Genomic DNA, 26,583 nt, shown 5'->3' on the forward strand with positions numbered 1-26,583 from the left:
TTGGTCTGTCTTTCAGGCGTCAGCTAGCGCGCAGGCGTTCGGCCGTAGCTTTGCCGATACTGCTTCGGAGTCATGCCGGTCTTGCGCTTGAACGCCCGCTCGAAAGCGGTCTGGTCGGAATAGTCCAGTTCGAAGGCGATCTGCGCCAGGGAATGGCTGGTGTCGACAAGGGCATGGCGGGCTATGCGGTAGCGGCAGTCGTCCAGAAGCGTGGAGAAGCGCAAGCCTTCCTCACCCAGGTGCCTGTGCAGACTGCGGCGCGACAGGCCGAGGCGCCGGGCAACGGCTTCCTGGTCGGACGTCCCGGCGCCGAGCCCTTCGTAGATGGCTGTGCGTGTGCGTGCGATCAAAGACTTGGTGCGGGCCTTGTTGGCTAGCGCCTCGCTCAAGCTGGCAAGGGCGTTGCGATGGCCACCGCCACTGTCGCGCGGCATTGAGGCGGACAGGACCTTTTCAGGAAAGCTGAGCGCGTTCGTTTCACAGTCGAACAGGCAGAAGCTGCCCGCGGTTTCGGCCCAGATCGACAGCGGGCGCGCCGCCGTGTGTTCGAAGCAGATGAGGTCCGGTTGCCAGTTGGGTCCGGCACCACGCCGGATGAGCTCTGTCAGAACGGAAAGCGTGAATTCCGCATCCTGCCTGCGCGGCCAGATATCCGGATTGAGGATACGGTAGGTGAGGGTGGCAACGCCGTCTTCGACGGTCAGCTGCAGATCCGTCTCACTCTGGATGAATTTGATGAAGCGTTCGAACGTTCGCAACGCAGAACCGACGGTGGACGCAGTCAGAAGGGCTTCGCCCAGTTCGCCGAGGTCGTGAAGGTTGAGCCTGGGGCCTGATTGCCAGCCGATGCCGGGTTGGCCAAGCATGGCGGCGCCGTGCTCGTAGATCTCGACAAACGCATAAAGCGGGATTTCGAAGTGTGCGTCCTGCCAGGCGTCGACAGGCACGCCGCTCTGGCGTCCCAGAGCTGCCGGCTCCAGCCCCTTGTCGATCAGCATTGACTGCAGACCGCTCAAGGCACCTGCGATGATCGTGGCACCTGTTGGCATGACCCCCGCCTCTCCCGAAAGTCCCGCTTGGCCCACCTGCCGCAGTAAACAGCAAGTGGAAGCTTCAACTACAGCAGAGTTCCGGAGTTGTTGCAATTGACCAGTTCGGGATTTCAATAGGCCGGCAAAGATTGGCCGAAATTGTCGAGAAGTACGAAAAAGCCCTCTCTCTAATGGCAGGTACAGAGAGATCCGGTTCAGCACCTTGAAAACTTGGGCGTCCGGACGAGGGAACAGATTTGGTGACCTGCATCGATGTGGCAGTGGCCGGCGGTGGACCCGCCGGTGCATTCACAGCGCGTGAGCTGGCCTGTGCCGGGCTCAGCGTGCTCCTGATCGACCCGGCAACCTGCCGGCCCAGGCTGGAAGGCCTCGGCGAGCGGGTGGCACAGCTTCTTATTGCCAAGGGACTTGGCAACACGCTGGGTGCTGCCAGCGACCCCTTACCCCGACACGTGACATGGGCTGGCCTCACCGGAACGGCCAATGGCGAGCGGCTGGTTCGACGTCATGTCTTCGACGAGGCCCTGAGGCGTGCAGCCATTGAGGCAGGCGCACAGACCCGGCAGGCGCGCCTTGGCCGGATCCTGAAATCCGACGAACAGCAGGGCGTCGTGTTGAAGCTTACGACTGGTGAGGAGATCCGGGCTCGCCTGTTGATCGACGCACGCGGACGGCAGACTTCTACCGCCCAGCGCCTCAAGGGACCACAGACCCTGGCAATTGCAGGACTGGCCACGCAAGCTGCAGGTGCCGCCGGCACCCATGTGGAGGCCACCCCTGAAGGCTGGCTCTGGGTTGCGGAAGATCCGGGTTTTGGCCGCTGGCTGCAGATTTCCGTTGGCGCGGATGATCTCGTTGGAGCCGGACAAGCAGCCTTGCGGGAACGAATGGCCCGGTTCCTTTCCCAGGACCAACTTGCTGGCCGGTTCTCTGACCTCGTCTTCCAGGATCCATTGATTGCCTGCTCGGCTGGTCTTGTTCTGGCAGCTCCCCGGTTGAAGCTGCCGGTCATCCCTGTTGGCGATGCCGCGGTTGCTATCGATCCCTTGTCCGGGCACGGCCTGTTCTGGGCCCTGTCGTCCGCGCTTTCTGCGGTGCCGAGCGTGTTGACCATTCTCGAGAACCTGGATGAAGGAAGCCATCTTGCCACCCGGTTCTACCGGGACCGCGTCGTGGAAACCTTCTGGCGTCAGGCACGAACCGGGCGCGATTTCTACCGGTTGGAAACAGGCCTTTCCGGCAATCCTTTCTGGGCGGAACGGGTCTCATGGCCGGATGACGAACCTTCCCATCCGACCGTGTTCGAGACCAGCCTGCACAAGCGCGTTGTCGTCGAAAATAACCGCCTGGTCGAGCGCGAAGTGCTGGTGACGCCGCAGGATCCCGGCGGCGTTGCTTATGTCGCGGGCATTCCAGTGGGCGACCTGAAGCCTTTCTTTCCGTCTTCCGCCTTGGCGCAGCCACCGCCAGGCGCACCGTCTCCCGCGCTCAAGGCCGCCTTCGGCTGGCTTGAGAGTCGCGGACTACTGCATGGCTCGATGAGCCGCACAAAACAACAGCAGACCAAAACGAGGGAAACAGCATGATCAAACGAATGCGAAAGGGGCATCTGGCCGGCCTTGCCGGACTCATGCTTCTGATGCCTCTTCCGGCGGGGGCGCAGGACGGTGCCACGCTTCTGGAAGAAAATTGCAGCGGCTGTCACATGGCCGACGACAATGGTGCGCTCAGCCGCATCAGCGGTCAGCGAAAGACGCCGGAAGGCTGGTTGATGACCATCGTGCGCATGCGGCTCTTCCATGGCATGGAAATAGAGCCTGCCGTGCAGAGCGAGCTGGTGCACTACCTATCGGACACGCAAGGTCTTGCCCCCAGCGAGACCGAAGGGCTGCGTTACGTTCTGGAACGTGAACCTGCGCATATGGAAGAGGTCGAGGCCCCGCTCGGCGAAATGTGCTCTCGTTGCCATTCAGCCGCTCGTTTCAAGCTTCAGCGGCGCACCCAGGAGGAATGGGCGCTCCATATCGATTTCCATGTCGGTCAATGGCCAACCCTGGAATATCAGGCGCTCGGGCGTGATCGTGAATGGCTGAAACTGGCTCGCGAGGAAGTGGTGCCGCTATTGGCTGAGCGCTATCCGCTCGAGTCCGACGCCTGGAACACGTGGCTCGAGGCACAGAAGCCTGAGGCCGCTGGAAGTTGGGTGTTCGCAACCAGCCTGCCGGAGAAGGGCGAGGCCTACGGCACGCTTGAGGTTTCCGGTGACAGCCAGCCCTATACGGTTTCCGGTACGCTGATGACCGTCGGCGGCGAGGAGTTGACCCTTGAGGGCAAGCTGAACGTCTATACCGGCTACGAATGGCGCGCCAACCTGGACATCGGCGGAACGAAGTACCGGCAGATCCTGGCGATCTCCGAAGACGGCAGCAGCCTGAGCGGCCGCCAGTTCCTGCATGCCGAAGACAGCCTCGGTGGTGCGTTCAGGGCGGCCAGGGCTGGCGGTGCTCCTGCGATCGTCGGCGTCGTTCCGTCCACGGTTCCGGCCGGCAGCAGCGCTACGGTCCAGATCGTCGGCACAGGGCTTGGCGATGTTGCCCTCAGCGGTGCGCTTGAAGCCACCGGCGGCGCTACCAACGCCTATGGATCCGCAATTGAAGTCTCTCCCGCGGCGGATACCGATGGCCTGATCACCGTTGCGTCCAGAGACGCCACCACGGATGAGACGCTGGCGGTCTATAGCCATGTCGACAGCCTCAAGGTGGAGCCGGCCTTTGCCGTTGCCCGTGTCGGCGGCGGTGGCGGGTCTGCCGGCAAGGTTCCCGCCCGCTTCGATGCGGTCGGTTACTGGAATGGTCCGGACGGTCAGCCGGGGACCGAGGACGATATCCGCATCGGCTCCGTGCCAGCATCCTGGTCGGTTGCGCCTTTCAACGAAGAGGCCGAGCACCTGAAAGATACGGAATATGCAGGCGTGATGGATGAAACGCTCGGCATCTTCATGCCTGGCGTTGCAGGTCCGAATACCGAGCGTCCGTTCTCCACCAACAATGCGGGCAATCTGAAGGTGCTGGCAACCAGCGGCGAGGCGACCGGCGAAGGTCAGCTCATCGTCACGGTGCAGCGCTGGAACGATCCCCCGATCCGCTGAAACAGGAGTTTGTAATTATGGGATATCTCTTTTTTCAGCCGCAGAATGCGCACCGGGTCGAAGTGGACGGACGCCATCTGCTCTTCCACGTGCCGACGACATCTCTGTTCGAGATCGACCGGCTCGACAATGACGTGATCGACCTCTTCAGAGACCGGACCAGGGTTTCCGAAGCCGATGTCCGGGAACGGTTCAGCGGCCGCGTCGATCCGCTCGAGGTGACAGAGCGGATCCGTTCGTTTCTCGATCTCGACATCATCACCGACGGCCGCCCGCCACGGGCGGAACGGCCGCCTATCCATATCCAGAACTTCCCGCTGACGACGATCGTTCTCAACGTCAACACGGGCTGCAATCTTTCCTGCACCTATTGCTACAAGGAGGATCTGGATACGCCGTCCAAGGGCCGCCGCATGGCGTTCGAAACGGCGAAGCGCTCGATCGAACTATTGCTGGCGGAAAGCCCCGACCGGGACAGCTACAATGTTGTCTTCTTCGGCGGCGAGCCTCTCAGCAACCTGGCCTTGATCAAGGAAGTCGTTGCCTATGCGGAAGACCGCTTCGGCAATCTCGGCAAGCGCGTCGACTTTACCCTGACGACAAACGCGACGCTTCTGACCGAGGAGATCGTCGACTGGCTCAATGCCCACCGGTTCGGTCTGACCGTTTCGATGGACGGGCCGAAGGCGCTTCACGACAAGAACCGCAAGACAGTCGGCGGCAAGGGCACCTACAACGTCGTTGCCTCCAAGACCAGGATGCTGCTGGAACGCTACACCTCCCGCCCGGTCGGCGGGCGAGTGACGCTGACCCATGGCGTGACTGCCGTCTACGAGATCTGGGATCACCTGAAAAACGAAATCGGCTTTCATGAAGTCGGTTTCTCGCCAGTGACCTCCGGTCCAATCGCGCCATTCAACCTGACTGGCGACGAGCTTCAGACAGTGTTCGACGAGATGAAACGGCTCGGTCGGCACTACCGGGATGAAGCGCTTCTTGGCCGCAACATCGGCTTTTCCAACATGCACCAGCTCATGAACGACCTTTACGAAGGCCGGTCAAAGGCACTGCCTTGCGGGGCAGGGCTCGGCATGCTGGCGGTTGATCACGAGGGCGGTCTCAATCTCTGCCATCGGTTCACCGGGTCTGACATGGAGACCTATGGCACGGTCGACGGCGGCATCGAAAAGCAGAAGCTCGCCCGTTTCATCGAGGACCGGGCGGATCGCACCGACAAGGGCTGCTCCACCTGCCGCATCCGCAACATCTGCGCGGGTGGCTGCTACCACGAGAGTTACGCCCATTTCTCCGATCCGATGAAGCCGACCTACCACTATTGCGACCTCATGCGCGACTGGGTGGACTTTGGCATCGGCGTCTATGGCGAGTTGATCGCCGGGGCTCCGGCCTTCTTTTCGGATCACATCATGCCTCGGAGGGCATTCGGCAAATGAGACACTTGAAACCCCTGAACCAGAAAGCCGACCGCGTCGTCACTGCGGTCGAAACCGACAAGATGGACGAAGTGCGGGCCATGCAGACCGTGGTCGTGGGCTGCACATCGACCCTCGATCCCGGCTGGGAAGTCGACCCGTTCGGCGGTGTCGCCGCCCTGTGCCAACCGATGGAGGCCGATCTTTACGGCTGCTCGGACCCTTGCTGGTGGCCGGCCCAGGTGCCGGACACGATCAATTCCTATCGGGACTGGAACGCCGATGCCGACAATGCCGGCAAGGACTGGCGCTCGCTCGGAACGGTTTTCCCGTCCGACAGCGAAACCTGACCGGCAGACGCCCTTCAAGATATTCGGAGAAACCCGATGCGAAACCTTATTGCTGCGGCAAGCGCAGCCCTGGCCTTGAGCCTTGCCGCTCTGCCGGCCCTCGCCAAGGATCTGATTGTCACGGCCGCAAAGCCCGACCGGCTTTACGTGATCGACGCCAAGGCACGGACGATAGAGACCGACTGCAAGCTCGACTTCAACCTGATCCCCGGTGTCATCGTCGTCTCGCCGGACAACAAGATCGCCTATATCCTCGGCAATCGCTGGGAGGATGTGTTCGGTATTGACCTTTCCACCTGCGAGACGGTGTTTTCCGCGCATCAGTCAGAAAGCGACATCCGGCGCAAGTCGATTGCCTCGCTGGCCGTCTCCAAGGATGGCAAGGAGGTCTACACGGTGCGCAATCCGGTTCGGCTGCTTGCCGACCGATACGAGGTTCTTGAACCGGAAATCGCGGTCTATGAGACAGCAGCCGGTCTTGACGCCAAACCGGCCCGCACGTTCCCGAGCCCGCGCCGCATGACGGTGATGGCAACCGGGCGTGACGGCATGCTCTATGCCGCCGGGCATGAGATCTATGCGATTGACCCGAAGACCGGCGAAATCTCCATCAAGATCAAGAATGCCACCTGGGACCGGCCGACCTATTCTCCGCCGGACGTCCTTGCCTTCTGGCCCATAGGTACACAGGCAGACGAGTTCATGCTGCTTTATTCGGCCGCCAAGTTCACCGACGAGTCGATGAGCGAGATTGCCGATTTCGTCTGGGGGTACCAGTCGGTCGATCTGACGACTGGGGAAAGCGATATCCAGGATTTCGCCAGCCTGGAAGTGATCATGTTCTCCGCGGTGCGTGACCCCAACGACAAGAGCAAGCTTTACGGTGTCTACACCCAGCTTTCCAAGCATGATGTCGAGAAGAAAGAGCTGATCAAGCGGGTCGACCTGCCACACACCTATTACTGTGTGAACATCTCGTCCGACGGCAAGGAGATCTATGTCGGCGGCACCAATGACGACATTGGCGTCTATGATGCGGAAACTCTGGAACGCATCGGCGAAATCCTCCTGCCTTCGGGCGGCGACATGGCCGCCGGTACGATGCAGGTGATCAGCACCGGAAGCTAGGAGAGAACCGAACCTGCGAGGATCCCGGTTGTCCTCCCGGTTTGCTGCGTCAGCGGCAAATCGGGACCCGGTATTCCCGATGGCGACTGAAGTGCTCCAATCTCATTGCCGGTAATTACCGGGTTCCCGATTTCGCGGGGATGACAATGGGGAGGTTGCAAACAAGGAACACGGATGAAACAGGCAGTTTCCTTGAGAGGAGCAGACCGGGCCGGGACCATGTCGACCCGGCATTCGCTGCTGCGTGGGTTGTTCAACCGGGTCTTCGGCATCCGTGAGGCGGCGTGGCTGGTGCCGCTGGTCGCGCCATACCGCTGGCCACTGGCAATGCTGTTCCTGTTATCCCTTGTGGCGGCAGGTGCGGCGCTTGTGCCGCCTTACCTGACCAAGCTTGTCATCGATCGGGGCCTGATGGCTGGCGACAAGCACGCACTTGTGGTTTTTGTGGCCATCCTTTTTGGGGTTGGCCTGGCGGCACTGGCGCTGGGCGCACTGAATTCCTTGCTGCACCTGAGGTTTTCGGCAAGGCTGCTGAAGGACCTGCGCCGGTCGGCCGTGGACAGGATCCTTGCCCAGTCGCCCCGCTGGCAGGCCAAACAATCCATCGGCGAACTCATGAGCCGCCTTGATGGCGATGCCGGGGAAGTACAGCAATTCACGTTTGCCGTGCTGGTGAACGGTGGTGGCAGCCTGTTGAGACTGGTCGGCGGCCTCGTCATGTTGTTTGTGCTGGCGCCCAAGCTGGCTCTTCTTGCACTGGCGCTGGCACCGGTCGAACTGTTGTTTTTCGCCCGCGCCCGACCCGTCACCCAGGCGAAGGCAAGCGAGGTACGGCAAGCGCGGGGTGTGCTGGCATCCGGGCTTGCGGAGACGATCACCGGGCTTTCCGCGCTGCGGGCGCTGAATGCGACCGGAGCTGCGGCAAAACGGATCGAAACACGGCAACAGGGCCTTGTCGCAGCATTGATGTCTGCGCAGATGTGGAACGAGGTGACACGGGCAGTGCCGATGGTGCTGACGGCGCTCCTGCGTGGTGCGGTTTTTCTGGTTGGCGGGCTCGCGGTGATCGACGGCACCATGCCGCTCGGGTCCCTGATCGCCTTCACCGCCTATCTCGCCTTCCTGATCGGGCCGATGCAGTCGCTCATTTCCCTCTGGCACGGACAGGCGCGCATGAAGGCGGCGCTCGACCGGCTCGACCGGATCATGAGTGCCGTACCGGATGTCCAGGACCCGGTATCACCTGTGCCACTGACTGCCGGTGGTGGTGAATTGGTACTGGCAGGTGTTGCCTATGCACCGGATGGCGGCGTGCCGCTTTTTGAGAATGTTAGCCTCATCGTCCCAAAAGGACAGAAAATCCGGCTGAGCGGTCCATCCGGCATCGGCAAGACGTCGCTTCTGTCGCTTCTTCAACGCCATGACGACCCGAAGGTCGGAACGATCCTTCTGGATGGTACGGACTTACGTCATCTCTCTCTTCAAGATCTCCGCACGGTTGTCGCCCTCGTGCCGCAAAAGGGGCATGTCTTTTCCGGAACGGTGGCGGACAATCTCTGTCTCGGGTCTTCTGAGGCAGCCGAGGAAGACATGCATGCCGTTCTGCAATTCGTGGAGCTGGAGGACCGGTTTTCTGGCAAGGGACTTGAAACGGCTCTTGGCGAGGGAGGGCTTGACCTTTCAGGCGGAGAACGTCAGCGGCTGTGCCTTGCCCGCGCCCTGTTACAGCCATTCCAGGTGCTAATCCTGGATGAAAGCCTTTCGGAGGTTGATGCGGACCGGGTGGCACGGATCATGACCAGAATCGATACTAGATTTGGTGATCGTACCCGCCTTGTCGTCACGCATGGGGACGCGGAACGGTATGGGACCTTTGACAGTGAGCTGGTGCTGCAAGCAAGAGAGGTCGGGATTTGATCAGGGTCGGGCTGATAGACGGCGCTTTGCCGGGTGACTGGCCGGGCCTTGTGGGACAGGAATGGTTCTGCAGGCCGGACGGCGCTGAACTTGCCTCAGGGCATGCCGAAGCGATGACGCAGACCGTGTGCACTCACGCGGAAGATGTTTTGCTTCTCAACGCCGTTGTGTTTCCGGGGCAGCTCTCGACCACGCTTGACGCCATCTGCGCTGCCTTGAGCTGGCTGGCTGAGGATCCACCCGACATTGTCCTGTGTGCCTTCGGCATGGCGCGATCTTCCGTTGAACTGTCCGTTGCCGTGGCAAGGCTGCAGCGCGCCGGGTGCCTGATGGTTGCCTCGGCACCCGCCCGTGGCGGGCAGGCCTACCCGGCTGCGTATGACGGCGTTCTGTCCGTTCAGGGCGATGCCCGCTGTGGCCCCGCGGAGCTGTCAAAGTTGGATCTGCCGCAGGCCACCTTCGGTGCCTGTCCAATGGCTGCCGGGCGCGAGAATATTCGCGGCGCCAGCGCGGCGGCAGCGCATCTCGCCGGATTGCTGGCGAGATCGGTTCAGGGGTCTGAAACGAATGCCCTGGTCGGGTTGGAGACCTTTGTCCGTTACCGGGGGCGGGAACGGCGCGGGGATGGGGCGCTTGCGGGCAGCGGAGCGGCCGGGGTATCTGCCGGCGGGTAGTCTTATTTGAAAAGAGGCCGGAGTTTGTGGACCATCCTTCGAGACAGCGCTTCGCGCTTCCTCAGGATGAGGTTGTATTTGTTGCGAGACCGAAATCTTCCTTTCGACCTCATCCTGAGGAGGACCGTCAGGTCCGTCTCGAAGGATGGGCCGCAAATTCGCAGCGGCAGATTTTCCGAATTTCAGTATCGTGGCAAAGAAGAGGGAAACCCTCCCGTCAGAGCCTGCGCACGCTTTCCAGGACGACCGCGTCGAGACCGGCACCGCCGGCTTCCACATGGGCTCTCAACTGGTCGCGCATGCGCGGCTCCCAGAAGTCCTTCAAATGGTTCGCGACCTTCTCCGCCTGGTCAATGCCTGGCTGGGTCTTGAAGAAGGTGGCGATCTGGTTGGCCATATAGACCATCTTGTCAGGCGACATCTGCAACTCCGGATAAGACGCGCTCTGGATGCGCGTAAAGATCAAACCCGCCGTCCCTTGAAAATGCGGCGACCGTTATGCCGGCCTCGTCGGCGAGGCGGAGTGCGGTCGACGTCGGGGCCGAGGCGGCAATCAGGGCCGGGCAACCGGCGAAGGCGCATTTCTGCACCAGTTCCACCGACAGCCTGCTGGTGAGGACGAAGGCGCCGGTTGCAGGGGCGGTCCCAGCTTGGGCAAGGGCGCCGATCAGCTTGTCGAGCGCATTGTGGCGGCCAACATCCTCGCGCGCCACGACCACGCCCTTGCCCGGTTGGAGGAAACCGGCGGCGTGGGTGGCGCGCGTCTGGTCCCGAAGCGGCTGCAGCCGGCTGAGCGCATCGGTCGCTCTGGCCACATCCAGGCGGGACAGGACTGTTGTTGCGTCGACCGTCGGCAAAGGCCGCAGGACCTGATCCAGACTTTCGATGCCACACAAGCCGCAACCAACCGGACCGGCCATGGCACGGCGGCGGGCAAGAAGCCGTTTCGAGCGGTCTGCGCGTAACCAAAGTCGAGCCTCGATGCCGCGGTCATGAGAGACCTCCTCGAAGGCTTCGATTTCGGTGATCGAGCTGATGATGCCTTCGCTCAGGGCAAAACCGACGGCGAAGTCGGCAATATCGCCCGGCGTTGCCATCATCACCGCCTGCGTGGTGCCATCGAAGACGAGCGCAACAGGGCTTTCCTCCGGCAGGCTTCGCGCGACCGCCACCTGGCCGTCCGCGTGGACGGCACGGCCGGGCATGGAGCGGGAGAGCGGGCGATCCATCACCAGTTACTCCGCAGCCGGCAGGATCCGCCGGGACATAGCTGCCTGGGCGGCATAGTCTTCCTGCCAGTTGGTCGGTCCGTTGGACAGGCTGACCTGAACCGCCGTCACCTTGTATTCCGGACAATTTGTGGCCCAGTCGGAGAAGTCGGTCGTGATGACATTCGCCTGGGTGTCCGGATGGTGGAAGGTGGTGTAGACGACGCCGGGGCTGACCCTGTCGGTGAGATGGGCCCGCAAGGTGGTTTCTCCGGAACGCGATGCCAGCTTCACCCAGTCGCCTTCCTTCAGTCCGCGATTTTCCGCGTCATGCGGGTGGATTTCCAGAAGATCCTGATCGTGCCAGATAACGTTGTCGGTTCGCCGGGTCTGGGCACCGACATTGTACTGGGACAGGATACGGCCGGTGGTCAGAAGCAGCGGGAAGCGAGGTCCGGATTTCTCGTCCGTCGCCACATATTCGGTGACAATGAACCGGCCCTTGCCACGCACGAAACCATCGACATGCATGAGCGGCGTGCCATCCGGCGAAGCTTCGTTGCAGGGCCATTGCACCGACCCTTTTTCCTCCAGCAGATCGTAAGTCACACCGGCGAAGGAGGGCGTGGTTGCAGCGATTTCAGCCATGATTTCGGACGGATGGCTATAGGTCCATCCGGCACCCATGACGTTGGCGAGCATCTGGGTGATCTCCCAGTCGGAATAGCCGTTGCGCGGCGCCATCACCTTGCGCACGCGGTTGATGCGGCGTTCGGCGTTTGTAAAGGTGCCGTCCTTTTCCAGGAACGTGGAACCGGGCAGGAAGACATGGGCGTAGTTGGCGGTCTCATTCAGGAAGAGGTCGTGAACGATGACGCATTCCATGGCTGCAAGGCCGGCCGCCACATGCTTGGTGTCGGGGTCCGACTGGAGAATGTCCTCGCCCTGGCAATAGAGCCCCTTGAAGCTGCCATCGACAGCGGCATCCAGCATGTTGGGAATGCGCAAGCCCGGCTCGGCATCGATCTCCACACCCCAGATGTCCTGGAAGATCGCGCGGACGTCCTCGTTCTTCACATGGCGGTAGCCCGGAAGTTCATGCGGGAAGGAGCCCATGTCGCAGGAGCCCTGGACGTTGTTCTGGCCGCGCAGCGGGTTCACGCCGACACCCTTTCGCCCGACATTTCCCGTGAGCATTGCTAGGTTGGCAATGCCCATGACCGTGGTCGAGCCCTGGCTGTGTTCCGTCACGCCGAGGCCGTAGTAGATCGCGCCATTGCCGCCGGTCGCGAACAGGCGGGCCGCCTTGCGCAGTTCTTCCGCCGGAACGCCGGTCAGGCCTTCGCTGGTTTCCGGGCTGTGGCGCGGATCGCGGACGAAGTCGGCATAGGTCAGGAACTCGTCCCAGTCGCAACGGTCGCGAATATAGTCTTCGTCGAAAAGACCTTCGGTAACGATGACATGGGCGAGGGCGGTTACCACGGCAACGTTTGTGCCGGGGCGCAGCTGCAGATGGTGGGACGCCTCGATGTGAGCCGATTTCACCAGATTGATGCGGCGCGGGTCGATAACGATCAGCTTGGCACCGGCGCGCAGACGCTTCTTCAGGCGGGAGGCAAAGACCGGGTGACCGTCGGTCGGGTTGGCGCCAATCACGATGACGACGTCGGTATGTTCGACGGAATCGAAATCCTGCGTCCCTGCAGAGGTCCCAAAGGTCTGACCGAGGCCATAGCCGGTCGGCGAGTGGCAAACACGGGCACAGGTGTCGGTGTTGTTGTTGCCGAAGACCGCCCGGGTCAGCTTCTGCACCAGGAAGGTTTCCTCGTTGGTGCAGCGGCTGGAGGTAATCACGCCGATGGACTTGCGGCCGTGCTTTTCCTGCAGTCCGCGGAGGCGATTGGCGGCGAAGCTGAGGGCCTCGTCCCAGGAAACTTCCTGCCAGGGTTGATCGATGCTGTCGCGGATCATCGGGTTGAGGATCCGGTCCTTGTGGGTTGCATAGCCATAGGCGAAGCGGCCCTTGACGCAGGAATGGCCGCGATTGGCCTTGCCGTGCTTGTAAGGCACCATGCGCACCAGTTCGTCGCCATTGAGTTCAGCCTTGAACGAGCAGCCGACGCCGCAATAGGCGCAGGTGGTGACGACGGAACGTTCCGGCGTTCCCAGTTCGATGACGGATTTTTCCTGAAGCGTGCCGGTTGGGCAGGCCTGCACGCAGGCGCCACAGGAAACGCAGTCGGAAGACAGAAAATCGTCGAACGCCGCGCCGGGCGAAACACGGCTTTCAAAACCACGGCCCTCGATGGTCAGGGCAAAGGTGCCCTGAACCTCTTCGCAGGCCCGCACACAACGCGAGCAGACGATGCATTTGGCCGGGTCATAAGCGAAATAGGGGTTGGACACGTCCTTCGGGATATACTCCGGGTTCGGTCCAACAGAGGTACGCTGTTCGAAGTGGTTGCGGCCCGGCTCGTAACGGACATCACGCAGGCCGACCATGCCGGCCATGTCCTGCAGCTCGCAATCGCCATTGGCAGCGCAAGTCAGGCAGTCCAGCGGATGGTCGGAGATGTAGAGTTCCATCACGCCCTTGCGGATCTGCTTGACCCTGGAGGACTGGGTGTGAACGACCATGCCCGGCGCAACCGGTGTGGTGCAGGAGGCGGGTGTGCCGCGCCGGCCCTCGATTTCGACTACGCAGAGGCGGCAGGAGCCGAAGGCGTCAATGCTGTCCGTGGCGCACAGCTTGGGAACCTGAAGACCGATTTCAGAGGCCGCACGCATCACCGATGTGCCTTCCGGCACCGTGACCTCGAAGCCATCGATGGTCAGTGTGACCGGAGCGCCTTCCTTTGCCGGAGTGCCCATGTCTCGATCGTCATGGATGTTGGCGAGATCCGTCATTCGGCGGCCTCCTTCTGGCGGGCAAAATCTTCAGGGAAGTGGGTAAGGGCGCTCATGACCGGATAGGGCGTGAACCCACCGAGGGCACAAAGCGAGCCGTCTTTCATCGTGTCGCAGAGATCCGTCAGGAGGTGGACAGCCCCTGCATCGCCAGCATCGATCCGGTCGATTGTCTCGACACCGCGCACGGCGCCGATCCGGCACGGTGTGCATTTGCCACAACTTTCCACAGCGCAGAATTCCATGGCGAAGCGGGCCATCTTCAGCATGTCCGCCCTGTCATCGAAGACGACAATGCCGGCATGTCCGATGAGGCCACCCTGGCCGTCGAATTCTTCATAACCGAACGGCGTGTTGAACTTGGAGACGGGCATATATGCCCCGAGGGGGCCACCAACCTGGACAGCCTTGACCGGCCGGCCACTGGCGGTGCCACCGGCAATATCGTTGATCAGCTCACCCAGAGGCATGCCGAAAGCGGTCTCGAAAAGACCGCCGTAGCGGACATTGCCTGCGATCTGGATCGGCATGGTGCCCTTGGAGCGGCCGAGGCCGAAGCCGGCATAGAACTCCGCGCCTTTTTCCATAATGACCGGAACAGTTGCCAGCGAGAGCACGTTGTTGACGACGGTCGGCTTGCCGAAGAGGCCTTCAAGCGCCGGCAGCGGCGGCTTGGCCCGCACGATGCCGCGCTTGCCTTCCAGGCTGTTGAGGAGGGACGTTTCCTCACCGCACACGTATGCGCCTGCGCCAGTGCGAATTTCCAGGTCGAAAGCCTTGCCGGACCCGAGAACGTTCGTGCCGAGCAGGCCGGCCTTGAGACCGATCCTGACAGCGGCTTCCATGACTGCGATGGCGTCCGGATACTCGGAGCGAATATAGACGAAGCCCGTGGTGGCGCCTGTGGCGAGGCCGGCGATGATCATGCCTTCGATCAGCGTGAAGGGATCGCCTTCCATGAGCATGCGGTCGGCGAAGGTGCCGCTGTCACCTTCGTCCGCGTTGCAGACAATGTATTTGCGCGCAGAAACTGCCTTACGGACCGTGTCCCACTTGATGCCCGTGGGAAACCCTGCGCCGCCGCGACCGCGCAGGCCGGAGTTGGTGACTTCCGCAACGATCTCTTCTTCGCCGAGAGCAAGAGCGCGTTTCAGGCCGACAAGTCCGCCATGGGCTTCGTATTCGGTGAGGCTGAGCGGATCGATCAGGCCGCAACGGGCAAAAGTCAGCCGGGTCTGGCGGGCGAAAAAGCGGATGTCTTCCACCGTACCGAGACTTTCCAGCGTGCCATCCAGAAGAGAGGGAACGTCTTCGGCTGTGACGGCGCCATAGGCCTTGCGGGTGCCGTCGATTTCGATTTCGACAAGCGGTTCAAGCCAGACCATGCCACGGCTGCCATTGCGCACCACGGTGACATCGAGACCACGGTTGCCGGCTTCGATTTGAATTGCTGCGGCAACTTCATCGGCACCCAGTGCCTTGGCAGCGCTGTCGAGGGGAACGAAGATCTTCATGCACCGGCCTCCTGGAGGATACGCGTCATGCGATCTTCGGTGACACGGCCGATGACCTTGCCGTCGACCATCGCGGCAGGGGCGCAGGCACACAGGCCGAGGCAGTAGACAGGTTCGAGAGTGACGGCACCGTTGCGGGTTGTACCGTGCCAGTCCAGGCCGAGCTTCGCCAGAACCGCCTCGCCAAGGGTTTCGCCGCCGACGGCCTGGCAGGCCTCTGCCCGGCAGATCTTGACGACGTGGCGCCCGGCGGGGGCCTTGCGGAAATCATGGTAGAAGGAGATGACGCCGTGAACTTCCGCCTTGGACAGATTGAGCGCCTCTGCAATCAGCTCGACCGCTGCTTGGGGCACATAGCCGAATTCCGCCTGCAAACCGTGCAGCATGGGCAGAAGTGGGCCTTCCAAGGTAATAAAATCTTCCATCACGGCCGAGATCTGTTCGGCCGTGGGCTCTCCCGTCGCATACGGCATGCGCGTCCTCCCGTATATTTCGAGGCGCATCACACCATTAAGTTTGATTTGATATCAATAATGATTTTCCGTTGATCGATTGGAAATCATGATCGAACATGATTTGACCGTTTCGGCTAACTTCCGGTCAGACCTCGGAAATACGCCTTGCTTCGGACAGAAGAGCCCGCAAAACCGGGGTGTGCGGTTCGCGATAGGGGGCCACGAGGCCGACAGTGTGACCGGTGTGAACGCCGACAAGGGGGATCGTCTTCAAGGGTTTTCCGGCTGTCAGAAATTCTGCGAGATCCGCTGGCAGGACGGTTATCCAGCCGCCGTCCAGCACATTTGCCACCAGCACGACCGTGGAATTGGACTCGATCCGGGCTTCCGGCATGATTCCGGCTTCTCCGAAATGACGGTTGATGATCCGCCGGTTCTGCATGTCGGGCGTCAGAAGGCAGATCCGTTCCTCGGCCAGCTCCTTCCATTTGACCGACTTTCTGCCAGCGAAGGACGAAGCTTCATTGCATACCAGCATATAGCTTTCATTGTAGAGCGGTTCGGTGCTGACCCTGCCGGTCGGTTCGTTGTCGAGGTAGGAAATGCCGGCATCGATATCGAGGTTCTCCAGCATCGACAGGATCTCCATCGAATTTCGCGACAAGATGGTGAAACGCACGTTTGGGTGCTTGTTGCCGAACCATGTCGTCAGTTTGGCTGCCCAGGTGAGGGCGGTCGGGATGACGGCTATGCGCAATTGTCCTGTTAGGCCGTCGCGGGAGAACCGCATCTCCTCGCGCAACTGGCGGGCGTCCCCCACGATTTGTCGAGCCCAGACCAGGGCACGCTGGCCTTCCGGTGTCAGACCGCCGAACCGGGAGCCTCTGAAAAACAGCTGAACACCAAGCTGATCCTCAAGCTGCTTGATGCCTGTCGAGAGCGTCGGCTGGGCGATGCCGAGGCTTTCGGCCGCACGGCCGAAATGTTCTTCCCGGGCCACGGCAAGAAACATCTCCAGCTTTTCGATCATCACAAAGGCTCCGAACCGGTCAGTAGTGGGTAGGTCCATGTTTCATGACATTTGACCAGGGGAATTGAAAGTAGTGTTTTCAATCACAATTTTCGATCGATGTTTACTCGCAACTGCCCACGCCACGTTGAACAATCTCGCTTGCGCTGCCGCCACCTGCTAAAGGTTGGCCATGAGTGGCACCGTCAGATTTGAAAAATGGCATCACCGGATCGACACAGCGGAAAATGCGCTGATCTTTCCGGATGGTTGCCGGGATGTGCTGGTGGTGCGTGAGCAGGGCAAGCGGGAAAAGGTTCTGCTGACGGACCTCGATTTCCAGCCGCGCATCGCCGAACTCGCGGCCGGGACGCATATCACGGGGTTCCGGTTGCGCCCGGGTGGCGTCGTTGAGGACGAGGTTCTTCAGGCCATTGAACGCGACTGCGAACGGGCAGAAGACATCCTTGGCAACGTACTTGACGAGACCAATGACCTGGATGACGTGATCGTTGCCCTGACGTTGCCACAGTCGACCGTCGAGCGGGCATCGAAACAGGCAGGCGTGTCGGTGAGAACGTTGCAGAGGCGGTTTCGGGAGCAGGGCCTGCCACCACCGGAATACTGGCGCTTGCTCGCGCGAGCGCGCAGGGCTGCAGGACTGCTGGCGACGGAGGTGCCGCTGGTGGAGATCGCTGCTGTGTGCGGCTTCAGCGATCAGGCCCATATGACGCGCGACCTGCAGCGCTGGTTCGGACGGTCACCGGCGCAATTGCGCCGGGACCCCGATAGTCTGTCGCTGTTGTCTCAACCAGCACTGGGCAACTGGATCGGCGAGCAGATCTCCACGAGGTAGCCGAAAGGATCGCTCACATAGGATGTGATCTGCCCCCAGGGTTCCTCGCGTGCATCCTGCAACTTGTTTGCACCGGCGGCGACTGCACGGGCAAGGGAGGCTGCAACGTCATCCGTCTCGAACGCCAGTTCAAACACAGGTGACTTCGGTTCGGGGGTGCCGGGTGTCTTTCCAAGCTGGTTCATCAGTGCTTTGGATGAGAACGCGAGCTTTGTCTCGCCCGTCGCCAGTTCGCCGTAGTCTCCGGATTCATGAAGGAACAGACGTTCCAGTCCGAAGGCCTTCTCGTAAAAGTCGAGAGCGGCGGCGACATTCTCAACGTAGAGGATGGTGTATCTCAGAATCACTTGGGTCTCCCGGTCGGTTGGTTTGGCGCCAGCCATAGAAGGTTGGTGCAAGGCCGTCTTGAAGGATCACGACATCAGAGCCGATTGTCAGTCTGCCAGGATGCCTGCCAATAGCTTGCGGGTCGCCGCTTCATACGCTTTCCTGTCACCGCCATTTGCGATTGCCAGCGCCGCGCGGTCGAAAGCGGAAGAGAGCAGGTCGGCCAAAGGCTCCAGGGGAATATCTTTCAGTGCACCGTGATTGGCTGCATGCCGCAGTCCTTCCAGAAGCGTGGCACCGCCGGTCTGGCGATCGATCTCCGCCATTTCCGACAGGCCGAGCACCGTCGGTCCTTCCAGCAGCATGATCCTTGCCCGGCCCGCAACGGACATGGCCGAGAAATAGGCGCTGGCGCCGGACATGAAGGCATCGAGCGGTGTCTGGCCCGTGTTCGTCTGACTGTTGATCTTCGCCGCGATCGCTTCCGATTCCTGGTGAACCAGCGCCCGCATCAGGTCTGCCTTGTCGGCGAAGTGATGATAGAGCGCGCCGCGGGTGACATCTGCCGCCTTGACGATCTCAGGTGTTCCGGTTTCCGCATAGCCTTTTTCAACGATCAGCGCCCTTGCCGCATCCAGCAGGGCCTTGCGCGTTTCCGCGCGCCTTTCCGCCTGTGTACGGCGTTCACCTGATTTCTCGGAGTTTTTGCCTTGCATACATGCAGCCTGTATGTTAGTTGAAAAATACATACAGACTGTATGTCTTTTTGTTGTGATTGGAAAGCCTCGGAAACAGCCGGAAGCCGGATGGCACTGGCAATCCACATCGGAAACTGGCGAGGAACAGGAGAAAAACGATGAAATGCACCCAGTATTATCCGGTCCTCATGACCGACAAGGTCGCGGAGACTGCCCGGTTCTATTCGAAAAATTTCCGCTTCAAGCCGATGTTTGAAGCAGACTGGTACGTGCACCTGCAGTCGGAGGAGGACGAAAGCGTCAATCTCGCGATCCTCGACCAGAACCACGAAACCATTCCGGAAGCCGGTCGTGGCCGGGGCGCAGGAGGACTTCTGCTGAATTTCGAGGTTGAGGATGTTGATGCGGTTTATGAGGCCGCTCAGGCGAACAGGTTACCCATTCTGCAGGTGCTGCGGGATGAGGCCTTTGGCCAGCGCCATTTCATCACGTGTGATCCGAACGGAGTGCTGATCGACGTGATCAAGCCAATCCCGCCCAGCGAAGAGTTCCTGAAGCAGTTCGCCGCTGAAGCTGTGCCTGCCTGACGTGTCGACAGTCATGCCGGTGAATGCGTCCGGAGTGAAGGAAGTCTCCCACTGCTGTGATCCGCTTCGGAGTAGGCCGGCATGAAAGAGGCGTGGCCGGAAACCCGGCCACGCCTCGTCATTTTCAAGACTGACTGTTGATGCGTCAGGAGGAAACCGGCGGACAGGAGCTACCCTGTTCGGCGCGCGACTTCAGACCCTGCAGGCTCTGCATCGTGTTCGGGTTGCCCGGCAGAACGAAGCTCTGCTCAAGTGCCGTGCGCACGTTATTGATCACGGCAAGATCCTGAACAGCCAGCGTCTGGCAAGGCGTTCCGGTGAAGCGAACCCGGATGCGGATCACGCGCTGGCCGTTGTCGGACGGGCCGAATTCGGAATCGAGCGCTGGGTTCGCGCCGGTCATCGGCCGTTCCAGAACCACCATGTTCGGCTGGTCCTGCAGTACGACGGTGCCGCGTTCCTGGGCACTGGAGACCAGTGCGGACCGCACGCTTGCCGGATCGGCTGCGATATTTACCGATTGCGCGCCGGCCGGCACGTCCAGCCTTGGCTGATCCGGCTGCGTGGGGCGCTGAGAGGACCCGGACTGGCAGGCGGCAAGAGCAAGAGCGCAAAAAGCGGATAAAACGATACGTCGCATGGGCAGTCCCAAGGTTAAAATGGTCAACTTAAGAGCCGGTCTAGAACACGTCTTCACAAAGCACAAGAAAACTGCATGTGTCCGCCACCATCTTCTGCCAGTAAACTGACATAACACTCCTAACGAAGCCTTGTGGCCTCACGGGGGCAGGGATTTCAATCGGTGAAGGTCAGAATGTATCGCCTGTCTTGAAACCGCCACCACCAAAACTTCCACCGCCTTTGAAACCACCACCGCCGAAGCCGCCACTGCCGCCGGACCGTTTGCCGGAACTTCCGCCAAAGCCGCCACCGAAGCCTCCCATGGACTTGGGAAGACCCGAACCGTTGGGGAACGCGACCTGGCGTCCCTTCGGTTTGCGGCGTTTGTGCGAACGCTCCGCGCGGGCCCAGTATTCGGCACCGGTAATCGCACCCTTGACCAACTCGCCCAACAGGACGGTCGTCAGCTTCTCGTCAGAGAAGGTGGACTCCCAGCTGCCATAGCCGCTGGAACGGAAACGCTTGATAACGTCTGCAAGTTCCGCACGACGTCGGCCAATATCGCGTTGCAGTTCCCTGTCCTGACGGATCTCGCGTGTAACCTGGTCGATGCGCTCCTTCAGATCCTCGATCCGCTGAACAATTTTCTCGTCCTCGGGCGAGGGGGTATCGAGCGCGGCGCGCCACAAATCCTTGAGGTCATCCGCCTGCAGAGAAACGGACAGATGCTCTTCCGCCTTCTGGAAGTCGGTGTCTTCCCCGCTGGAAAATTCGGCGAGGGCCGAGGACAGCGTTTCGATCCGCCTGTCCAGATTGTCGAGTTCTCCGTCGATACGGTCGATGTCCGCGCTGAGGGTTTCGATGGTGCCGACAAGATCCGTTCCGGCAGCGTCGGTCATCGCATTGCGGCTGAACTCCGCGAGCTTGTCCTGTTCTTCCAGTGCGATTTCGGCACAGCGCTCCGCATGGCGCGCCATCCGGTCCGGAATGCTGGTCAGCATGGCAAAATTGGCGCGGGCGTCGTTGAAGCCGACAAGGCCGGCCACCCATCTGTCGAGCGAGCGCACAAGACCGCGGTGCGCGTACGCCGGTGTTCCGAAACCGCGTTGCCACAGATACATGAACAGCGGATCGGCCTCATAGGCCTTGCCTTTTTCCTTTCGGTCCTTTTCGGACGTAGCCGCCTTGGAGGCGGCTGCCTCCGCAGTCGCAAGAGCGGCTTCTGTCTTCTCGCGCTGTGCCTGATAACCGGCATCGCCTTCCAGACGGCCGTCGACAGCCTCCATCAACTCGTCCATCTGGTTTTCGGCGGCATCACGGGCGCTATCGAGCTCGACGCGCTTCTTCTGCAACTGGCTGCGGTCGCTTTCGCACTGGCGCAACTGGTCGGTCAGGACCTTGTAGTCCGCATTGCGCTTGTCCAGAAGTTTGCGGGCTTCCCGCGCGGCGCTGTCGAGGCGTGTGTTGAGTGCACCGGCACTGTCGGTATCCAGTCGGAACCGGGCAAGATCCCGGTAGGCTTCGCTCTGGCGTTCCTGCAGGTCCGTCAGGGCACGGGTCGAACGCTCGATCCGCTTGCTCAGCTCGGCTTCTTCACGGCGCAAATCGGCAAGCGACTGCTCGATGGTGCCCAGGGTCTGGCGTCCCGTCAGCATGCCGGTGCCTCCCGGTGAGGCGGTGCAATCCTAACCGCTACCATTTCGTAATTGCTCCGTCCTGAACGCCGCTGCGCCATTTGATATCCAGCTCTCCACGCCGCTTCTGCCCCAGGACACCTTTCTGCACGATGCCGTCTTCCATCTTGTCGCGGCGAACGGCGTTGTAGATGGTTTCCGAAACACGCTGGCCCCATTTGTCGACAAGTTCGGCCTTGCTGCTTTCCTCCGACACGATCCTGCGCTCCAGGATCTTGCCGTCTGCGTCCACGGCTTCGACCACGATGTAGTAGTTCTCGGTGTCTGGATTGGATTCGGGAATGCGGGAAACGCCGGTCGGCACGCCTTCGCGGGAAATGATCCGGACCTCGAACACTTCCTGCAGCCGTCCGGCAAGATCGCGCAAGTCGGCCTCCGCCTTGAAGGCTGCCTCGTTGTTGCCGTCCGAAAGGGCAAGGTTGCCGTCGGTGGCCAGACGTGCGGCGTTGGCTTCGATTTCGGTATTTTCGGTCAGGGAATCGATCCGCCCGACCAATTCGGTATAGGTCGCGGGCAGAGCCTGAAGCCTTGCCAGCAGGTCCGCTTCCGCACGTTGTGCCGGCAGCTTGACGATGAAGTACCAGGCCGCAATGCAAACGATGACGACAGCAACGACCGCCGCCAGCCATTTTGACCAGGTGCTGCGCGAGATGTAGATCATCGCCAGCGTGCGCTGGAAGCCTGCGGAAGGTGGAGAATAGACGAAGCGGTCGCGCTTCAGGTCCTCGACACCCGCCTTCAGGATATGGTCCGGAACATCGATGCCCTGGGACGCATAGACCTGACGCAGCCGCTCGACCATGGCGGCATCGCGTTCATCGGTCTTCAGCTCGCGGGCCACCTGACCTTCTTCATGACGCAGCGTGTCGACCACGTCCATCGCCATCATCAGATCGTCAAGCGGGGCGTCGGATTTGCTTGCCATGAATGCATGTCTTCTTGAAAAAGGGCGGGCCGGAGGGTCCGGCCTGCCGGATTATCGTCAGATCAAAGGGCCTTGCCCTGGGCGGTCAGCTTGGCAAGCCGCCGCTTGCCGTCTTCCACGGCGTTGCGGATTTCCTCGGAATTCTTGGTCGACATCTCGCGCATTTCGTCGATGATTTCACGCGACTGGACCTGGAAGTTGACGACGGAGTCGACCAGCTTTTTCACCGAGGCTGCGGCAACGGTCGGTCCATAGCCGGCTTCGAGTGCCTTTTTCTGCACTTCGTCGCCGATGTCCGCCAGCGTTTCCAGGCTCTTGTTGATGCCGTCCTTCATGGCATTCAGCGTCTCGGTGCTTTCGTGCAGGCCCTGCAGGCCGGTGAACGAGGCGTTGAGTGCGGTGAGAACGGATTCATTGGTGGAGAAGAAACTGACCGACTGGGCGTAAACGCGCTCCTTGGCGTTGGTCGTCTGGACCAGGCGCGCCATGATGACCTCTGACGTATTGTAGCCGATCGTCAGGTTGTCGGAGAGGTCCTTGGCGATCTGATACCGCTTTTCCTCGTCCTGCATTTCACGCAGCTTCTCGTCGCGTGCCAGTTCAAGGCGTGCCTTCTGCGCCGGGTCGTCACCGGTGTAGGCTTCGACTTCTCCGGAGGCAGCTTCAAGGGCGCCCTTGGCGGCGTCCAGTTTGCCTGTTGCGATATTCAGCAGTTCCAGCGCGGTGACTTCCGCCTGTTTCAAGGCACCGCGGAAATCGCGATAGGCTTCCAGAATGGTCTGTTCCCGCTCGATCTGGTCCTTGGTTGCCTTTGCAACGTCCTTGTAGGTACCCCGGATATCATCGAAACGATCGGAAATGGTCCCGCGGCGGAAGTCGCGCCACTTGTTGGACAGGTTCTCGGTGAAAGAGATCTTGCCGTCGGCCAGCTGATCGACCAGCGCCTTCGCGTCATCGCGGATGGAATTGAATGCCTCGGTGATCTGCTCGTAGCGTTCGCCGATATCCATCTGCTGAACCTGCGAGCGAACAACCTCGTTGAAATTGGAAGCCTGGGCCAGGGTCCGGGTGATGATCAGCACCTTGTCGGGAGAAAGATCGGTAATCTGTTCCAGAAGGGCGTTGATCGGTGCGTCCTGCTCGCTTTCCGGCGTAATGCCGATGTCGCGGAGGGTCGACAGCGCACGGTCGAGGTACTGAAGCGGGGAAAAGCTTCCTGCCGGAGCCGTTGCAGTCTGCGGGTTTTCTGGGGTTGCCGCGTCTGTCATGTCTGACCTCCTTGAAGGACGCGGCTTGTTTTCAGGTATTTTGCCGCAACGTCCTGTTAACGTCATAATTTCGCATGTTAGGGCAGGCTTACGCCGCTCTGTCAACGGCTTGGCACGGATTTCGGGCCAAAGCCGGGCAGCCTTGAAACCTGCCAGAGCCTTTCCTTAGGCCCGTTTTGCGACAAATGTGTTTCCATGGTGAAAGATCTGCCGAAATTCGCGCATAAGCTGATTGCTCGAATCGGACCGCGGATGGATGCATAAGCCTTGAAGCCCAGCTGGCTTCCCTGGCGAAGCGATCGGACTGCGAACCGGAACCGGGGCCTTGTCCCAAAAGTGATGGCGTCTTCATGAAGTTTCTCAAGTGTATCCTGCTGGTACTGACCTTATCCATCACTTTTTCCGGCGGCATGCCGGCGGGAACACTGCTTGCCCAGGAGGCCGGGCAGGTTCCGCCGGAGCCCATCGCGCGGTCGACCGAATTGTTCAACCGGGCGGCAACGGCGCTCGAAGAAAGAAGCGTTTCTCCAAAGACCCTCGATCAGCTCCGGTCTCAGCTCGTCGAGGTTCGGGACGCCAGTGCGGCGGTCATCGATCGCGGGAACATTCGGGCCAGCGCCCTGCAAGCCCAACTGAACAGCCTCGGTGCACCACCCGCAGACGGGCAGAAGGAAGCTGACGAAGTTGCCGCAAGACGTCTTGAGCTTACCAATGCGCTGGCGGCTGCAAATGCACCGGTCCGAGTGGCCGGTGAAATCAACAATCAGGCTATCTTCTACATTCGCCAGGTCGACAGGCAGCTTCGCGCACGGCAACTTTCGACACTGCTGGACAGGTATCCTTCGCCGCTTGCGCCGTCGACCTGGGCCGCGGGCTTTCAGGAAATAGGGGAATTCATAAAGCGGTTCGAACGCGGTGTGCAGAACGAACTGGCCCGCCCAAGCGTCTCGAAGAAACTGCATGAGACAGTGCCGCTTTCCCTCGGTCTGGCAATTTTCGGGATCTTGTTCCTGACGGTTCTGCAGCATCCGATTTCGCGAGCACTGAAGCTCTATTGCGAAAAGCCGGCCACCGGTGCAAAGGCGTTGATGCTGGCGGTGCTCTACAATGCCAGCTTTATCGTGCTGCCGACCATCGGTGCCGCCGCTCTGATCTCCATATTTCCCATTCTCGACATCTATCCGAACTCGGTCCGCACGGCAGTGATCGCCGTGCCGGTGATGGCTCTCGTGATGATCATAGCGAACTGGCTGGGTCACACGATCTTTGCCCCCGGGCAGGATCGCTGGCGTCTGCTGGAGCTGGGGGACCGGGAAGCAAAACTCGGGTTGCGTCTCTGCCAGGGACTGGGCGTCTTCATGGCCCTTGAAGTGGCGGTCGAGGCATTCGAACTCGATAACGCCTTCGGTACGGCAGCGATTTCGGTGCTTTCGGCTCCCCCCATTGCGATGGCGGCGGTACTGCTTTGGTCTCTGGCCAGCGTCATCAGATCCAACAAGTCCGTTGAGAGCAATGCCGTGGAGAGCGAGCAGACAGCGGAAGAACCCGAAGAGGCATCAGTAAAACCCCAGGAATCTGGCTTTCTGCTGTTCTTGTCGCTGCTCATGAAGACATCCGCCGTTCTTGCCGTCTGCGTAACGCTGGTCGGTTATGTCCAGCTTGCCCGGGTTGCGATCCTGCCGGTAATCATGACGGTTGCGGAGCTCGGTTTCGGCTTCATGCTTTACCATCTCATTCTCGTTGTCGTGAAAACGGCTATCGGCAAGCGGGAAGACGAGCCCGCTCCGGTCCTCGTTGCCTTTGGGCTGATCTGTGTTCTGACACTGATTTTCGCGCCCCTGATCGCCATGACTTGGGGCGCACGCGGAACGGATATCGTCGAGGTCTGGTATCTGCTCACAAACGGGGTACAGCTGGGCGACATTCACCTGTCGCTGGACTCCTTCATCGTCCTGGTTGCCATTTTCGGCATTGGCGTTGTTGTGACGCGTTGGCTGCAGAACCTGCTGAAGGCGACCGTGCTGCCACAAACGCGGATGGACAGTGGCGCTCAGAATGCTGTTGTGACGGGCACAGGCTATGTCGGGCTTACGCTGGCGGCTTTGATTGCGATTTCCACCGCCGGATTGAACCTGTCCAGTCTTGCGGTCGTGGCCGGTGCCCTTTCGGTCGGTATCGGTTTTGGTCTTCAGACCATCGTTTCCAACTTCGTTTCCGGCATCATCCTGCTCATCGAACGGCCGATCAAGGAAGGGGACTGGATAGAAGTATCCGGGCAATCCGGATATGTCCGCAAGATCTCTGTCCGTTCAACGCGCATCGAAACCTTCGACCGCCATGACGTCATCATTCCAAATTCGGAGTTGATTGCCGGCACGGTCAAGAACATGACGCTGACCAACAAGTCGGGCCGGCTCATCCTGCCGGTTGGCGTTGCCTATGGCAGTGATCTGGAAAAGGTGAAATCCATCCTGTTCGATGCAGCACGCGGGCACAGCACGATCGCGCGTTATCCGACGCCGCAGGTTCTTTTCATCGGGCTGGGCGACAGCTCGCTGAATTTCGAACTGAGATGTTTCCTGAAAGACATCGGCAATGTGATGATTACCAAGTCGGACCTTTACTTCACGGTCTACAACGAGCTTGGCAAGGCGGGTATCGAGATACCGTTCCCGCAGCGGGACCTGCATTTCAAGGACATCGACCGGTTGGCGGCGGCACTTGAGCGCCGTCAGGCGCCGGAAGTGCCTCAACCGGTGGAAGACAAACCGTCCTGATAAGTCTGCCGGGCTTTCACTTCAAACGGATTGAA

Annotated in this window: 23 protein-coding genes; 10 read left to right on the forward strand and 13 right to left on the reverse strand. The window is 60.7% G+C overall.

Going from position 1 to position 26,583, the window contains the following annotated elements; genetic code table 11:
* Nucleotides 1–23: 23 nt before the first annotated feature.
* Complete coding sequence (locus tag HEP89_RS17915; RefSeq protein ID WP_168692653.1) at nucleotides 24–1,049, reverse strand: AraC family transcriptional regulator; 1,026 nt, start codon at nucleotides 1,047–1,049, stop codon at nucleotides 24–26.
* A gap of 242 nt (nucleotides 1,050–1,291) precedes the next feature.
* Here HEP89_RS17915 and HEP89_RS17920 point away from each other — a divergent pair, with 242 nt between their 5' ends.
* From HEP89_RS17920 to HEP89_RS17950, 7 genes are all read left to right on the forward strand, one after another.
* The gene (locus tag HEP89_RS17920) at nucleotides 1,292–2,638 is read left to right on the forward strand and encodes a lycopene cyclase family protein (RefSeq protein WP_209014749.1); all 1,347 of its coding nucleotides are present in this window, start codon (nucleotides 1,292–1,294) and stop codon (nucleotides 2,636–2,638) included.
* Nucleotides 2,635–4,200 (forward strand): quinohemoprotein amine dehydrogenase subunit alpha, encoded by a 1,566-nt coding sequence (peaA, locus tag HEP89_RS17925; protein ID WP_197923242.1) that lies wholly within the window; start codon nucleotides 2,635–2,637, stop codon nucleotides 4,198–4,200. Before HEP89_RS17920 ends, peaA begins: the two co-directional genes overlap by 4 nt.
* A gap of 17 nt (nucleotides 4,201–4,217) precedes the next feature.
* The gene (gene peaB, locus HEP89_RS17930; protein ID WP_023000783.1) at nucleotides 4,218–5,654 is read left to right on the forward strand and encodes a quinohemoprotein amine dehydrogenase maturation protein; all 1,437 of its coding nucleotides are present in this window, start codon (nucleotides 4,218–4,220) and stop codon (nucleotides 5,652–5,654) included.
* Nucleotides 5,651–5,983, forward strand: a complete 333-nt coding sequence (qhpC, locus tag HEP89_RS17935; RefSeq protein ID WP_006932572.1) for a quinohemoprotein amine dehydrogenase subunit gamma — start codon at nucleotides 5,651–5,653, stop codon at nucleotides 5,981–5,983. Before peaB ends, qhpC begins: the two co-directional genes overlap by 4 nt.
* Nucleotides 5,984–6,019: 36 nt before the next feature.
* Entirely contained in the window at nucleotides 6,020–7,111 is a 1,092-nt protein-coding gene (gene peaD, locus HEP89_RS17940) for a quinohemoprotein amine dehydrogenase subunit beta (RefSeq protein WP_168692655.1), read from the forward strand.
* Between the two features lie 174 nt (nucleotides 7,112–7,285).
* Entirely contained in the window at nucleotides 7,286–9,028 is a 1,743-nt protein-coding gene (locus HEP89_RS17945) for an ABC transporter ATP-binding protein (RefSeq protein WP_168692656.1), read from the forward strand.
* On the forward strand, nucleotides 9,025–9,702 hold the full coding sequence (locus tag HEP89_RS17950; protein WP_168692657.1) for a hypothetical protein: 678 nt from the start codon (nucleotides 9,025–9,027) through the stop codon (nucleotides 9,700–9,702). Before HEP89_RS17945 ends, HEP89_RS17950 begins: the two co-directional genes overlap by 4 nt.
* Before the next feature lie 217 nt (nucleotides 9,703–9,919).
* Here HEP89_RS17950 and HEP89_RS17955 read toward each other — a convergent pair whose 3' ends face one another.
* The 6 genes from HEP89_RS17955 to HEP89_RS17980 all read right to left on the reverse strand — a co-directional run bounded on the left by HEP89_RS17955 (nucleotide 9,920) and on the right by HEP89_RS17980 (nucleotide 16,816).
* Entirely contained in the window at nucleotides 9,920–10,123 is a 204-nt protein-coding gene (locus HEP89_RS17955) for a formate dehydrogenase subunit delta (RefSeq protein ID WP_168692658.1), read from the reverse strand.
* On the reverse strand, nucleotides 10,113–10,931 hold the full coding sequence (gene fdhD / locus HEP89_RS17960; RefSeq protein ID WP_168692744.1) for a formate dehydrogenase accessory sulfurtransferase FdhD: 819 nt from the start codon (nucleotides 10,929–10,931) through the stop codon (nucleotides 10,113–10,115). Before fdhD ends, HEP89_RS17955 begins: the two co-directional genes overlap by 11 nt.
* A 6-nt stretch (nucleotides 10,932–10,937) precedes the next feature.
* Nucleotides 10,938–13,781, reverse strand: a complete 2,844-nt coding sequence (gene fdhF, locus HEP89_RS17965) for a formate dehydrogenase subunit alpha (RefSeq protein ID WP_209014762.1) — start codon at nucleotides 13,779–13,781, stop codon at nucleotides 10,938–10,940.
* A gap of 32 nt (nucleotides 13,782–13,813) precedes the next feature.
* Entirely contained in the window at nucleotides 13,814–15,331 is a 1,518-nt protein-coding gene (locus tag HEP89_RS17970) for an NADH-quinone oxidoreductase subunit NuoF (protein ID WP_168692660.1), read from the reverse strand.
* On the reverse strand, nucleotides 15,328–15,756 hold the full coding sequence (locus HEP89_RS17975) for a formate dehydrogenase subunit gamma (protein ID WP_286201058.1): 429 nt from the start codon (nucleotides 15,754–15,756) through the stop codon (nucleotides 15,328–15,330). The genes HEP89_RS17970 and HEP89_RS17975 overlap by 4 nt, the downstream gene beginning before the upstream one ends.
* 175 nt (nucleotides 15,757–15,931) lie before the next feature.
* Nucleotides 15,932–16,816, reverse strand: a complete 885-nt coding sequence (locus HEP89_RS17980; RefSeq protein ID WP_031269215.1) for a LysR family transcriptional regulator — start codon at nucleotides 16,814–16,816, stop codon at nucleotides 15,932–15,934.
* 172 nt (nucleotides 16,817–16,988) lie between these two features.
* Here HEP89_RS17980 and HEP89_RS17985 point away from each other — a divergent pair, with 172 nt between their 5' ends.
* Nucleotides 16,989–17,651: a helix-turn-helix domain-containing protein gene (locus HEP89_RS17985; protein ID WP_168692662.1), complete on the forward strand. Its 663-nt coding sequence runs from the start codon at nucleotides 16,989–16,991 to the stop codon at nucleotides 17,649–17,651.
* Here HEP89_RS17985 and HEP89_RS17990 read toward each other — a convergent pair.
* On the reverse strand, nucleotides 17,603–17,998 hold the full coding sequence (locus HEP89_RS17990) for a VOC family protein (protein WP_031269217.1): 396 nt from the start codon (nucleotides 17,996–17,998) through the stop codon (nucleotides 17,603–17,605). The two genes, HEP89_RS17985 and HEP89_RS17990, sit on opposite strands and share 49 nt — an antisense overlap.
* 87 nt (nucleotides 17,999–18,085) lie before the next feature.
* Nucleotides 18,086–18,694 (reverse strand): TetR/AcrR family transcriptional regulator, encoded by a 609-nt coding sequence (locus HEP89_RS17995; protein WP_168692663.1) that lies wholly within the window; start codon nucleotides 18,692–18,694, stop codon nucleotides 18,086–18,088.
* A gap of 140 nt (nucleotides 18,695–18,834) precedes the next feature.
* Between HEP89_RS17995 and HEP89_RS18000 the strand changes: the two genes are divergently transcribed.
* Nucleotides 18,835–19,263, forward strand: a complete 429-nt coding sequence (locus HEP89_RS18000) for a VOC family protein (protein ID WP_168692664.1) — start codon at nucleotides 18,835–18,837, stop codon at nucleotides 19,261–19,263.
* Nucleotides 19,264–19,408: 145 nt separating this feature from the next.
* On the opposite strand, the gene HEP89_RS18005 is transcribed toward HEP89_RS18000, so the two are convergent.
* From HEP89_RS18005 to HEP89_RS18020, 4 genes are all read right to left on the reverse strand, one after another.
* Entirely contained in the window at nucleotides 19,409–19,903 is a 495-nt protein-coding gene (locus HEP89_RS18005) for a hypothetical protein (protein WP_023000797.1), read from the reverse strand.
* A gap of 169 nt (nucleotides 19,904–20,072) precedes the next feature.
* Entirely contained in the window at nucleotides 20,073–21,539 is a 1,467-nt protein-coding gene (locus HEP89_RS18010; RefSeq protein WP_168692665.1) for a hypothetical protein, read from the reverse strand.
* A gap of 37 nt (nucleotides 21,540–21,576) precedes the next feature.
* Nucleotides 21,577–22,503: a DUF6384 family protein gene (locus tag HEP89_RS18015; RefSeq protein ID WP_168692666.1), complete on the reverse strand. Its 927-nt coding sequence runs from the start codon at nucleotides 22,501–22,503 to the stop codon at nucleotides 21,577–21,579.
* Between the two features lie 62 nt (nucleotides 22,504–22,565).
* Nucleotides 22,566–23,771, reverse strand: coding sequence for a hypothetical protein (locus tag HEP89_RS18020; protein ID WP_055655151.1), 1,206 nt, complete (start codon nucleotides 23,769–23,771; stop codon nucleotides 22,566–22,568).
* Between the two features lie 350 nt (nucleotides 23,772–24,121).
* Here HEP89_RS18020 and HEP89_RS18025 point away from each other — a divergent pair, with 350 nt between their 5' ends.
* The gene (locus HEP89_RS18025; RefSeq protein ID WP_168692667.1) at nucleotides 24,122–26,548 is read left to right on the forward strand and encodes a DUF3772 domain-containing protein; all 2,427 of its coding nucleotides are present in this window, start codon (nucleotides 24,122–24,124) and stop codon (nucleotides 26,546–26,548) included.
* Nucleotides 26,549–26,583: the final 35 nt, after the last annotated feature.

It is taken from the genome of Labrenzia sp. 5N (assembly GCF_012395805.1).
In the GTDB taxonomy this organism is placed as follows: Bacteria; Pseudomonadota; Alphaproteobacteria; order Rhizobiales; family Stappiaceae; genus Roseibium; species Roseibium algicola.

Excerpts from the sequence above, each read along its gene's own strand:
- fdhD (WP_168692744.1), bottom strand. The coding sequence starts at position 10,931 with ATGGATCGCCCGCTCTCCCGCTCCATGCCCGGCCGTGCCGTCCACGCG.
- peaD (WP_168692655.1), top strand. The coding sequence starts at position 6,020 with ATGCGAAACCTTATTGCTGCGGCAAGCGCAGCCCTGGCCTTGAGCCTT.
- HEP89_RS18005 (WP_023000797.1), bottom strand. The coding sequence starts at position 19,903 with ATGCGACGTATCGTTTTATCCGCTTTTTGCGCTCTTGCTCTTGCCGCC.
- HEP89_RS17975 (WP_286201058.1), bottom strand. The coding sequence starts at position 15,756 with ATGGAAGATTTTATTACCTTGGAAGGCCCACTTCTGCCCATGCTGCAC.
- HEP89_RS17995 (WP_168692663.1), bottom strand. The coding sequence starts at position 18,694 with ATGCAAGGCAAAAACTCCGAGAAATCAGGTGAACGCCGTACACAGGCG.
- HEP89_RS18010 (WP_168692665.1), bottom strand. The coding sequence starts at position 21,539 with ATGCTGACGGGACGCCAGACCCTGGGCACCATCGAGCAGTCGCTTGCC.
- HEP89_RS17945 (WP_168692656.1), top strand. The coding sequence starts at position 7,286 with ATGAAACAGGCAGTTTCCTTGAGAGGAGCAGACCGGGCCGGGACCATG.
- HEP89_RS17980 (WP_031269215.1), bottom strand. The coding sequence starts at position 16,816 with ATGATCGAAAAGCTGGAGATGTTTCTTGCCGTGGCCCGGGAAGAACAT.
- peaB (WP_023000783.1), top strand. The coding sequence starts at position 4,218 with ATGGGATATCTCTTTTTTCAGCCGCAGAATGCGCACCGGGTCGAAGTG.
- HEP89_RS18015 (WP_168692666.1), bottom strand. The coding sequence starts at position 22,503 with ATGGCAAGCAAATCCGACGCCCCGCTTGACGATCTGATGATGGCGATG.
- HEP89_RS18020 (WP_055655151.1), bottom strand. The coding sequence starts at position 23,771 with ATGACAGACGCGGCAACCCCAGAAAACCCGCAGACTGCAACGGCTCCG.
- fdhF (WP_209014762.1), bottom strand. The coding sequence starts at position 13,781 with ATGGGCACTCCGGCAAAGGAAGGCGCTCCGGTCACACTGACCATCGAT.
- HEP89_RS17970 (WP_168692660.1), bottom strand. The coding sequence starts at position 15,331 with ATGAAGATCTTCGTTCCCCTCGACAGCGCTGCCAAGGCACTGGGTGCC.
- HEP89_RS17985 (WP_168692662.1), top strand. The coding sequence starts at position 16,989 with ATGAGTGGCACCGTCAGATTTGAAAAATGGCATCACCGGATCGACACA.
- HEP89_RS18000 (WP_168692664.1), top strand. The coding sequence starts at position 18,835 with ATGAAATGCACCCAGTATTATCCGGTCCTCATGACCGACAAGGTCGCG.
- peaA (WP_197923242.1), top strand. The coding sequence starts at position 2,635 with ATGATCAAACGAATGCGAAAGGGGCATCTGGCCGGCCTTGCCGGACTC.
- HEP89_RS17915 (WP_168692653.1), bottom strand. The coding sequence starts at position 1,049 with ATGCCAACAGGTGCCACGATCATCGCAGGTGCCTTGAGCGGTCTGCAG.
- HEP89_RS18025 (WP_168692667.1), top strand. The coding sequence starts at position 24,122 with ATGAAGTTTCTCAAGTGTATCCTGCTGGTACTGACCTTATCCATCACT.
- qhpC (WP_006932572.1), top strand. The coding sequence starts at position 5,651 with ATGAGACACTTGAAACCCCTGAACCAGAAAGCCGACCGCGTCGTCACT.
- HEP89_RS17955 (WP_168692658.1), bottom strand. The coding sequence starts at position 10,123 with ATGTCGCCTGACAAGATGGTCTATATGGCCAACCAGATCGCCACCTTC.